The sequence below is a fragment of the uncultured Nostoc sp. genome, from assembly GCF_937863485.1.
Classification (GTDB): Bacteria; Cyanobacteriota; Cyanobacteriia; order Cyanobacteriales; family Nostocaceae; genus Nostoc.
On sequence record NZ_CALMFY010000242.1, the window covers coordinates 1 to 10,836 of the forward strand.

Sequence of the window (10,836 nt, forward strand, 5' to 3'; positions counted from 1 at the left end):
CTTTATAAGGGGGGATTAAGGGGGGTCTATTCGACTTATGCAAGAGGTCTATTGTTTAATAACTGTTTTTCCTCCCCTGCCTCAAGAGCTTATCCGAACCGTATTGATGCACCAGCCACATCAAAGCTACAGAACTTTTAGAGCCTTAAAATTAGCAATCAAGAGAAATGCAGATACATTTGTTGTAATTTGTATAAACTAAGAGCTTGATGATTTTTAAACCATATTTTTAACTTAAAAACCTGATTTACAAGTCCTGAAGCTAATTTCCGATTTCAAAACTAGATTTAGAAGTTCAAAACTAGATTTAGAAGTTCAAAACTAGATTTAGAAGTTCAAAACTAGATTTATGAGTTGGAAATCAAAATCCTACTATTGGGTCTGGCTAAGATTGCAGGTATTGGAGGAATTCCTGCAATTCCTCATCGGTCAGCAAAAAACGCGATCGCTTCCCATAAGTTTTTTTAAGATATTCCCGTCCCTAGACTGTTGTCCAGGCTCGTAGCTGCATTTCGATATCTATTTGAGCAATTACTTCAGATAAATCCACGGGTTCCATAGCTTCATTAGTATTTCAATAGCCTATGTCTTTTCTGATTGACCCTTACCAATTGCAAAAGACAAATGACTATTGACTAATCAAAATCCCGCTAATGGGTCTGGCTCAGATTGGAGGTATTTGAGGAATCCATGCAATTCTTCTTCAGTTAGCAAAGTTCGCCCCCGCTTACCGTAGGTTTTAATCAGATGTTCGCGTCCTTGTTCTGGTGTCCAGCCTAAACGCTGAAGTTCGACATCTGTTTTAGCAATTACATCCGATAAATCCACGGGTTCAGCTTTCTTCTTTCTCTTTCCTGTCACTGACGGGGTGGCGACATCCTCTTGAGGGCTATAACTCCGAGGTGTAAATGGTGTGACATTATTGGCAGAAATTGCTGGAAAGGTCTGATTTTCCACCTGGTTATCAAAACTTATTTCCAAGTTTTCAACTGGAGGATCAAATTCTAGCTCCCGGTTGGCAGTCACAGGAAAGTTTTGACCTAAATCCTGGCTATAGGTATCGTTTGATAGGGGCACAGCATCGCTGTAGCCGTACTGTTCGTTACTGCTTGTTACTACTTCTGGTTTGATGTTGCGGACTCTGGAAGGTGGGATAGATATTTCTTTGTCGCTGACCACTGACCACTGACTACTAACAAAATCCTCATCTTTTGCAGAGGAATAGGCAGCAGCCTCATTCAATCCACCTTTGGTGTTCAAGGAAGGGTTTAGCTGGGCTGGGGAAATTGGATTTGAGGTAAATGCCACTGATTCGGGTGGCGCATTTGTAATACCCAAAACTATCAGCGCCCTCGTTCTGGCTTGGTCTTCTGCTGCTTCTACTGTTTCTGCCGCTGCCATACCCGTAGCACGGGTTACGCCTTCAATTTGCACGCTTGCCCGGACAATATATTTTCCTTGAAAAATTTGCACTAATTCAGAAATAAGACTGCCCTTGGGATACAAGCTCTGGAATTGAGCCAACATAATACTGCTACCAATCTAAATCTTTTTAATAACGGGGTCGATACTGCCTGTATGCTCAAGCGATGTAAACTGCCCTTACTTTAATTTACATCCACTCGATACTCAGGATGTCTATCAATAATATCGCGTGCGAGTAGCATTGAAAGCAAAATGTCCGCTAACGACTGATGCTGTGATCACAATAAAATTTCTACCTTTTTCAATCCCTCATTCTGAGCGAAAATTCCGGCTTTGAGCGATCAAGGTGATATTTTTGCTTTGTTCCGTGTCCTAATTGTAGCAGTAGCTCTTTTTTGACGAAATTTTTGACTAGTGCTAACTTACCTGGGTAGTCTTGCCTACAATGTTATACTGATAATCCAACTCGATATCTAGAACTATTTTCTGGAAGTGCGCTCTAAATCTACAATAATGAAGATAAGGTTCGCCCTCACTGCTAATTAAGCTGATTACCTAATTGTTACCGATTCTACATGTGGGAAAATTGGGTTCATCGGCAGTTCCTCCTAGTTCAAATCAGAGTCTAATGGCGTAAAATTACCTTCACTCTAGACAATCAAACACCTGTAGTTTCCACGCCACTTGCTCCACTTGGGAAGACCCCTCTGAGCGCAGTGGCTCCCCTGCATAGCGCTTTTGGGCAGTATGGATTCTCTAAATCCAACTTCTCAAAAACCCGTCGCGTAATTACCTAGCGGGGCTAAATCTTAATCAGGCGTGCAATCTGAAGTTTGGTTAGGTGAAGAGACTTGAACGCAGGCGAACTCTGAGAGCATTGTGCAGTGAGAAGTTCGTAGACGCTCAGAGTTGTCCGTGGGTAGGCTTCCTTTGCTCGCAACTGCGGGAGTAGTTTCTTGCAAGGCTGGGTTGGGCTTTCTTTCCTTAGAACTTAGGAAGCTTTGCCTCAGGGCAATTCGTTTCCAGCTTGTTTCTGTAAGCCGTGAGGGTATACAGAAAAGAACCAGATTAAACAAAAAATGATGTTTTGACCAAAGGTCGGTTCACTGCATGGAATTTTCAATCGCTACACTCCTTGCCAATTTCACCGATGATAAATTGGTAGCTCGTAAGGTTTTAGAAAAGAAACTTGGCTGTGAAGATGAAAAAAGCTTACAAAAACTTCACATTGCTTTAGATGTTCTCGAAAAAATCGGTATTTTAGTAAAAGAACGGGGTAAGTATCGCCGTGTCTCAGAAGAGGGAATAATCGAGGCAAAACTTCGTTGTTCTAGTAAAGGCTTTTGCTTTGCTATTCAAGATGTGGAAGGATCTGAGGATATTTACATCCGCGAAAGTCATCTGAGTAATGCTTGGAATGGCGATCGCGTTTTGGTAAGAGTTCTCAAAGAAGGCAGTCGCCGTCGCTCTCCCGAAGGAGAGGTGAAGCTGATTCTAGAACGTTCTAACCACACATTACTGGCACGAATTAAGCAGGTGGAAAGCGGTTTCCGGGCTGTGCCCTTAGATGATCGATTGCTGTTTGAACTCAAGATCCAACCTAACGAAGCGAAGTTGTCAGAAGCGATCGATCACCTTGTCCATGTGGAAGTCTTGCGTTACCCGTTGGCACAATATCCTCCACTAGGTCGAGTGGTGCAAATCCTCGGCAGCGATGCCGAAGCTGCTGCTGATATAGATTTAGTAACATGCAAACACGACCTTTCCCGCACTTTCCCGGATAATGTGCTAGATGCAGCCGCCAAGTTGCCCAAAAAGCTGCTCAAAGCAGACCTGAAAAATCGGCTGGATTTGCGTAATTTGTTTACTCTCACCATTGAAGGGCTAAATGGCGACACCAAAGTTATAGAAAACGCTTTTAGTTTAGAAAAAAACTTAGCCGGAAATTGGCTTTTGGGCGTTCATATCACCGATGTTTCTCACTATGTCCAACCTGACGAAGCCCTAGATAGAGAAGCACTCAAACGGGGCAAATCAGTGTATCTAGGAGAATTAGTGCTGCCAATTTTGCCACCAGGTGTGGCTGAACGCTGTTCTTTAGTACCTGGGAGCGATCGCTTAACCATCTCTTTTTTAATTACAATTGATCCCCAATCAGGACAAGTGTTGGAGTGGGAAATTCAACCCAGTGTAATCAATGTAGAAACAGCACTGAGTACTGAACAAGCCCAGGCAATTCTTACAGGTAAAGCTGAAGATCAATCTCCACAGGTTTCGCAGATCCTGCAAGACCTCCAAGCCTTGCAAACAGCGGTGAAACAGATAAGGTTGACTCGTGGCAGCCTCCAGTTGAATCTGCCGCCTAGCCAAAACGCTTATTATGATGAGGGGATTCTCGGCGCTGTGGTAGTGAATGATTTACCAGTGCGATCGCTACTCACGGAGTTGGTACTGTTAGTTAATCAACTGGTAGCAACTCACTTAAATGCCCTTGGTGTTCCCGCTATTTGGCGAGTCCAAGGCACACCCGATGTCGAAGATGTCCAGGAAATGCTGAAATTGGCAGTCAATTTAGGCGTTGACCTAACACTAGATCCAGAAGTCGATATCCAACCCTTAGATTATCAACATTTGACCACAGCTTTTGCTGAATCTCCCTCTGAGCAAGTTCTTACTTACTTATTGCAAGATACCCTCAAGCCATCTGCATACAGCACCACCAAAGGATCTCACTTTGGTCTGGCACTACCGCAATATATCCACTTTAGTGCCCCTTTGCGGCGTTACCCAGATTTGCTCATGCAGAGAGTGTATTACACGCTACTCGAAAACGGACGCGATCGCCGCAATACCCGTGTTAGAGAACGCGTTAACCTCCGCCACTCTTCCAGCCATGAGGAAATTAACTGGAACGTTTTACCCCCAGAATTGCAACAAGAACTCCAAAGCGATTTAACTAGGGTAATTGTCCAAATCAACGACCGAGAAAAAGAAGTCCAAGAAGCTGAAGCCGATTTAGCCGGACTGCAAAAAGCCCAACTGATGAAGCAGCGGATTGGTCAGGTATTTCAAGGCGTAATTACTGGTGTTCAATCCTACGGTTTTTTTGTGGAAATTGAAGTCGCAGCAGCCGAGGTGGAGTCCAGCAGTAATCCTGGTGTGCCTTTGAGGGTAGAAGGATTAGTACACGTTAGTTCTCTCAAAGACGATTGGTATGAATATCGTGCTAGACAACAGGCACTGTTTGGTCGCAAAAATCGCGCTTCCTATAGATTAGGCGATCGCGTCGCCGTGCAAGTTAAGAGTGTCGATTACTACCGTCAGCAAATTGATTTGGTAACAGTCGGCAGCGATGGTGTAGCCAAAGTTTTAACTGGCAATGGTTCCAATGACGAGCTTTCAGACCTCTATTTACCAAATGACATTGAGCCTGATGACCTAGACCCTTACTCTGAAGATGAGTAAAATCAACTAAAATTTTCGTGTCAAACAACACCAAACCTCTAATTTTAGGCGTATCGGGCGCATCTGGTCTGATTTACGCTGTTCGCGCGATCAAATTTTTGCTAGAAGCGGATTACAGCATTGAATTGGTTGCCTCTAAATCTACTTACATGGTTTGGCAGTCAGAACAGGAAATTCGGATGCCACCAGAACCAACCGCGCAAGAACAATTCTGGCGAGAGCAAGCTGGAGTTTCACTTTCGGGTAAACTCCGCTGCCATCCTTGGGGTGATGTTGGAGCCGGGATTGCCAGTGGTTCCTTTGCCACTCTGGGGATGATAATTATTCCATGCAGCATGAGCACAGTGGCAAAGCTAGCGGTTGGCTTGAGTTCTGATTTACTAGAACGGGCAGCGGATGTCCAACTCAAAGAAGGACGAAAGCTGGTCATTGTCCCTCGGGAAACGCCTTTTAGCCTCATCCACCTGCGTAACTTAACCTCTTTAGCAGAAGTTGGAGTGAGAATTGTCCCCGCTATTCCCGCCTGGTATCATAATCCCCAAACCATCGAGGATTTAGTTGATTTTGTAGTTGCCCGAGCTTTAGATCAATTAGATATTGACTGCATCCCAATTCAGCGGTGGCAAGGTCGTCGCTAACGCCCTCATCGGAAATTTCATAATAGTCCTAAAAGGGCAAGCGAATTAAGCGCGGTTTATATAAAACTTCCACTGGCAGGATAATTAACGCCGATACCGATGGAAGTATAAATATAGCTCGCATAATACCTAAAGCTAATGAAGGGATAGTGAGATTGCTATTTATCCCAGTAGTTTTAGCAATTTGGTCTAAGATTACAAACGTAGTTGTCTAGTGTTGGCAATATGAGGGTAACTTTTTAGAGATTTCTTTGTCCGAGCGGTAATGATAGAGATGGCCCATAGTGTCAGTAATCAGTGAACAGTAATTAGTGAAGAATATAGGACTTAGGCAAGAACTTTCTGAAACTCTTGTTCCTTAGCGTCTTTTGCGTCCTTTGCGGTAGCCTGCGGCAAGAAGCCGCTTCTCTACGAGAGGCTGCGCCAACGCGTCTACGTTTTTTGATGATTTTGTATAAGTCCTAGAATAATCAGAATGATAACTGACAACTGATAACTGACAACTAACCACTGACAACTGACAAAATTCCTATGGCTGTAATTCGCTTAATTCTGTTGGTCGCGGTACTGGGAGTACTAACGCTGTTGTTAGTCCAAAATTGGTCACCTCCCCTATCGCTAGTATTTTTGGGCGTGCGAACTCAACCATTACCACTAGCGATATGGATTTTGTTCAGTAGTGCTACTGGTGCTTTCACATCTATATTGATTGCTACCTTGTTTAAATTATCCAATTATTTTGTGGGAGGACAACGCCAAACTCCAGACCGCCGAAGCGCAACTTCGCCTCGTCCTAAGGCAACCCAAAGAGAAGAACCGACATCTCGCCCTGTCACTCCTCCACCACCAGCTAGTAAAAAAGAACAGCCTACTAGTGATGTATTTGATGATTGGGAGACAAATGGCACTAGAGATGATGATTGGAACTTTGATGAAAAGTCAGAGAAAGCGCCTACCCCTAATCCTCAAGCTCAACAGCCTAGAGACTCTAAAACTTACGAACGTCAATCAGAAGCCAAAAGCAGTTCTCAGTCTGGTTCAGTTTACTCCTACAACTACCGTGAGCCAAAAAATACGGCTGCGGGAAAAACTGAATCAATTTACGATGCTGATTACCGGGTAATTATCCCCCCTTATCAGCCACCGACTACCAATCAAGCAGATGATGATGATTGGGAATTTTTTGATGATGATGATGATTTTGAGGATGATGATAAGCGCTCCCGTCGGTGAAATGTAGCAGGCTACGTCTCTACTTGATGCCACACCGCTCTCTAGACTCTTGCTTGACCTTACCAATCATGGCAGCTTCCTGTAAAGTCATGAAAGCATTAAAATCTTCCAAGTCATATCGGGTAGTCAACAGTTGTCGGAGTTGATTTTCAGCTTCTACTGTCAAATAGCCAGTTGCTAAAGCTTTCTGTACAACGTCACGAATTCGAGTCATAGTTGACACCTTATTCATACTATATTTATTCATTCAGGCTTATTGGGGTGAAATATGCAGTAGTCTTTGTACCAAAACTTCAACTTCTTTGCAAAGCTTTTTTAAACGAGCGCGGTAAATAAGTCATCATTTACACCTTTATCAGGAACATTTAATTGAGTAAGGCTTGTTATAACTGAACTTTTAGAATAAGGAGTCTGTGCTGTTAATAACACAGTACTGAGTACACTTAATAATTACACACTAGAGTGAAAGTCGCGATTATTTAGATAGACAGGAATTGTTTGAATAAAGTTTCAAACAAGCTATATTATTTTTTTCGTTAAGTATAGCGATCGCTATGCAGCAATTACCAAGTTACTTCAGGAAAGTTACTACATTCCTGAGAAATTCATCGTTTATTATTTATGGTAATTTCACAGAAAAATCGTTAATCTATTGCATAAGTAGGGGATCTTGGCCAAGATCCCCTACTTTAAATACATTAATTACAGTAATAACAGCAGTTGATTCAACTCAAATAGAAGAGGAATTTATATAAGCTAAAAACAATATAAAGTTAGAAAAGTCATACGTAAATTTGATATCCACAAAGGGAAAAACCTTAATGCCCGTTGAAAATAAATTCCTTAGGGACTTCCAGTTAAAAAACATCCTCTCGTCGGGGCACAAGGCCAAGATCCCTTACAAATGTACAAATAATTTTGGATAATTTATTTTTTGTCAGTCCCTTAGAAGTTTACTTTGTGGTTTTACTTCTGCGGAAATTACTAATGTAGTTTATCAAAGTCGTAGTAGCAGTACTGTTAGAGGATGTTTGAAAGTCAATGAAAGGTATAATTCGTCATTCTGAACGTAACGAAGTGGAATGAAGAATCCTGATTTTCTGTTAAATTGTGAGATGCTTCACTACGCTGGCGCTCCCTTGGGCATGACATTTTATACTTTTCAAACATCCTCTTAGAGTTTATCTTTCTAATGGATTATATAAATACGTAGAATAAATGCTGAGTAACCAAGCAATTGATGCAATCATAGCCAATTAACCTAAACTTAAACTCAGAAATGTGAAGTAGAGTAAAAAGTTAGGATTTAGAAGTTAAGAAAATTCATAATTGGAGCGAAGCGACTGGTGAGTAGTTTATTACAAGGAGTTAACCTGTACTTAATTGGGATCATGGGCGTTGGTAAGACGACAGTAGGGCGCTTACTGGCAAAGGAACTGGGTTATGGGTTTGTAGATACCGATAATGTCATTGCCCAAGCAACAGGTAAATCTATCAATCAGTTATTTGCACAAGTTGGTGAAGCAGGGTTTCGCCAGTTAGAAAGCGACGTGCTTTCACAAGTTTGTGCTTTTACAAAGTTGACTATAGCAACTGGTGGGGGCATTGTACTGCGGCGAGAAAATTGGGGCTACTTGCACCACGGTTTGATAGTGTGGCTAGATGCGCCGGTGGAGCTAATTTACAGCCGTTTAGCTGAGGATAGCACAAGACCACTGCTGCAAGATGTTGATCCCAAGGGTAAATTGCGATCGCTCCTCGAACAACGAACACCACTTTACTCTCAAGCCGATTTGCACATCACCGAGCGAGAGGGAGATACACCTGAAGACGTTGCCAAGCGAGTACTTGAGGCGATTCCTAGTGTTCTCAAAACACAAGTTTCTCATTAGCAAGACTCAATTTACCAAATTTTGACCATCCGTAGGATAAACCCTGGTAATTCTGGATTACCACTAACTGCTTCGGGATTTTCCAAAATTTCAACTTCTCGATTAGTCCGGTAAATGTAAACTTTTCGATTCTGCCGATCAATTAACCAGCCTAGTGATGCACCATTATCGATGTACTCCTGCATTTTGTCTTGTAATTTTATCAGGCGATCGCTAGAGAAGCGTAACTCAATCACAAAGCTGGGACAAATTGGTGCAAATGAGGCTTTTTGTGCATCTGTTAAGGCGTTCCAGCGCTCCACTTCAATCCAAGAAGCATCAGGGGAACGCATCGCTCCATTAGGTAGCGTAAAACCTGCACTGGAGTCAAAGCCTATGCCAGTGCCATCTTGTTCAGTCCAATACCCAAGCTGTGCAGCAATGTTAAAGTTACGGTTGCCCGTATCTGAAAAACCTGGTGGCATAATGATGACTTCCCCATTAGCAGTGCGCTCAATTCGCAAATCTCCATTAGCTTGGCAGAATTCGTAGAACTGCTCATTTGTCATCTGCACCAGCGAGGGGAAATTTACTGTTAGGGGTGTGCTTTCAGTTTGAATTAGCAGCGTGGTCATTTTCATTCCCTAGCTTCAGCCGAATGATTTTAATTCTAGAGGCTTGAAGAAGCGATCGCCTATACCATCGCTCAAGGGAGCTCACTTGAGCGATGTTGATCTAAGCCAATCCGAAATTTACCTCCCTGGTGGGATCGAGAACCCAAGGATTGAGGGAGCTATTTTCTGTAACACTACTTTGCCCGATGGAACGAAGATCATTAACTTCTTCTAAATGGCACTGCACGAGATGCCAACTAGACATTAAAAGCACGTCCCGATATCACCCTTTTCAACTTTGGCTTATGCGGTCTTGGTTACTCTTAACTCAGCATTAGTTGCCATTGCTGTTGTACTCGATGGGTGTACGTGGTGAAGAATTTGGCATCAAAGATTGTGACTAGTTACAAAGTCTTCTACACTGACTGAAATACGTTTTAACTCTCTCTGTTAGGCTCCTCATGACGGTCAACGATTCTGAATACATCAGGCAAGCTGAAGCCACTCGTGTGCGTGTATTAAGCGAAGCACTACCTTATATTCAACAATTTGCCGGTCGCACTGTTGTTGTCAAATATGGTGGCGCAGCCATGAAAGACAGCACACTCAAACACAAAGTTATGCGCGACATTGTATTCTTATCCTGCGTGGGCTTGCGTCCAATTGTAGTCCACGGCGGTGGCCCAGAAATTAACAGTTGGTTAGATAAGCTGGGAATCGAACCACAATTTAAGAATGGTCTGCGAGTCACTGATGCCGCCACAATGGATGTGGTGGAAATGGTTTTAGTTGGTCGAGTCAATAAAGAAATTGTCTCACTGATTAACCAAGCTGGTGGATTGGCTGTAGGACTTTGTGGTAAAGACGGTAATCTATTTACAGCCCGTTCCCAAGGTCAAGAAGGTATCGGTTTTGTGGGGGAAGTCAGCAATGTGAATATCAAGATTTTGGACACCCTCGCTAGCAATGGTTATATTCCGGTAGTGTCCAGCGTCGCCGCAGACGAGACAGGGCAAGCTTATAACATTAACGCCGATACTGTAGCTGGAGAAATCGCTGCTGCACTAGGAGCAGAAAAGTTAATTTTACTGACTGACACCAGTGGAATTTTAAAAGATTACAAAGACCAATCTACTTTGATTCCAAAAGTAGATATTCGTGAAGCCCGCGAGTTGATTGTCAATGGTATAGTCAGCGGTGGGATGATTCCTAAAGTTAATTGCTGTGTGCGATCGCTTGCTCAAGGAGTCCGTGCAGCACATATCATCGATGGTCGCATTCCCCACGCCCTATTACTAGAAATCTTTACTGATGTTGGGATTGGGACGATGATTCTCGGTTCGCAGTTTACATCGTAGAGGAAGAGGAGCAGGGGAGAATGATTTGTAACTGTAATTTTGTGTAAATTAAGATTCGTTTTTTGCTCGCACGCAAGTCTTTGGTACTCGCGGACGAGTCTTTTTTACTCGTGAACGAGTCTTTTTTACTCGTGGACGAGTCTTTGATACTGGCGAACGAGTCTTTGATACTCGTGGACGAGTCTTTTTTACTCGTGGGCGTGTCTTTGATACTCGTGGGCGAGTCTTTGAT

8 protein-coding genes are annotated in these 10,836 nt (G+C 43.0%); 5 read left to right on the forward strand and 3 right to left on the reverse strand.

The features are described from left to right. Nucleotides 1-639: 639 nt before the first annotated feature. Complete coding sequence (locus tag Q0541_RS32990) at nt 640-1,527, reverse strand: hypothetical protein (RefSeq protein ID WP_298921067.1); 888 nt, start codon at nt 1,525-1,527, stop codon at nt 640-642. 1,008 nt (nt 1,528-2,535) lie between these two features. Between Q0541_RS32990 and Q0541_RS32995 the strand changes: the two genes are divergently transcribed. From Q0541_RS32995 to Q0541_RS33005, 3 genes are all read left to right on the forward strand, one after another. Then, a complete protein-coding gene (locus tag Q0541_RS32995) occupies nt 2,536-4,890 on the forward strand; it encodes a ribonuclease R family protein (protein ID WP_298921070.1) in 2,355 nt (784 codons plus the stop codon). Nucleotides 4,891-4,907: 17 nt separating this feature from the next. Next, a complete protein-coding gene (locus Q0541_RS33000) occupies nt 4,908-5,528 on the forward strand; it encodes a flavin prenyltransferase UbiX (RefSeq protein WP_273768855.1) in 621 nt (206 codons plus the stop codon). Between the two features lie 531 nt (nt 5,529-6,059). After that, entirely contained in the window at nt 6,060-6,761 is a 702-nt protein-coding gene (locus Q0541_RS33005; protein WP_298921077.1) for a LapA family protein, read from the forward strand. A gap of 19 nt (nt 6,762-6,780) precedes the next feature. Here the strand turns inward: Q0541_RS33005 and Q0541_RS33010 are convergent, their stop codons facing one another. After that, the gene (locus Q0541_RS33010) at nt 6,781-6,975 is read right to left on the reverse strand and encodes a hypothetical protein (protein WP_273768857.1); all 195 of its coding nucleotides are present in this window, start codon (nt 6,973-6,975) and stop codon (nt 6,781-6,783) included. 1,132 nt (nt 6,976-8,107) lie between these two features. Here Q0541_RS33010 and Q0541_RS33015 point away from each other — a divergent pair. Further along, the gene (locus tag Q0541_RS33015) at nt 8,108-8,653 is read left to right on the forward strand and encodes a shikimate kinase (protein WP_298921079.1); all 546 of its coding nucleotides are present in this window, start codon (nt 8,108-8,110) and stop codon (nt 8,651-8,653) included. An 11-nt stretch (nt 8,654-8,664) separates the two neighbouring features. Here Q0541_RS33015 and Q0541_RS33020 read toward each other — a convergent pair whose 3' ends face one another. Beyond that, entirely contained in the window at nt 8,665-9,267 is a 603-nt protein-coding gene (locus tag Q0541_RS33020) for a Uma2 family endonuclease (RefSeq protein WP_298921081.1), read from the reverse strand. A gap of 440 nt (nt 9,268-9,707) precedes the next feature. On the opposite strand from Q0541_RS33020, the gene argB reads away from it, so the two are divergent. After that, the gene (gene argB / locus Q0541_RS33025; RefSeq protein ID WP_298921083.1) at nt 9,708-10,604 is read left to right on the forward strand and encodes an acetylglutamate kinase; all 897 of its coding nucleotides are present in this window, start codon (nt 9,708-9,710) and stop codon (nt 10,602-10,604) included. Nucleotides 10,605-10,836 lie beyond the last annotated feature (232 nt).

What these genes read in the sequence shown, in the direction of transcription:
- Q0541_RS33005 (WP_298921077.1), top strand. Translation starts at nt 6,060, where the DNA reads ATGGCTGTAATTCGCTTAATTCTGTTGGTCGCGGTACTGGGAGTACTA.
- argB (WP_298921083.1), top strand. Translation starts at nt 9,708, where the DNA reads ATGACGGTCAACGATTCTGAATACATCAGGCAAGCTGAAGCCACTCGT.
- Q0541_RS33010 (WP_273768857.1), bottom strand. Translation starts at nt 6,975, where the DNA reads ATGACTCGAATTCGTGACGTTGTACAGAAAGCTTTAGCAACTGGCTAT.
- Q0541_RS32995 (WP_298921070.1), top strand. Translation starts at nt 2,536, where the DNA reads ATGGAATTTTCAATCGCTACACTCCTTGCCAATTTCACCGATGATAAA.
- Q0541_RS32990 (WP_298921067.1), bottom strand. Translation starts at nt 1,527, where the DNA reads ATGTTGGCTCAATTCCAGAGCTTGTATCCCAAGGGCAGTCTTATTTCT.
- Q0541_RS33020 (WP_298921081.1), bottom strand. Translation starts at nt 9,267, where the DNA reads ATGACCACGCTGCTAATTCAAACTGAAAGCACACCCCTAACAGTAAAT.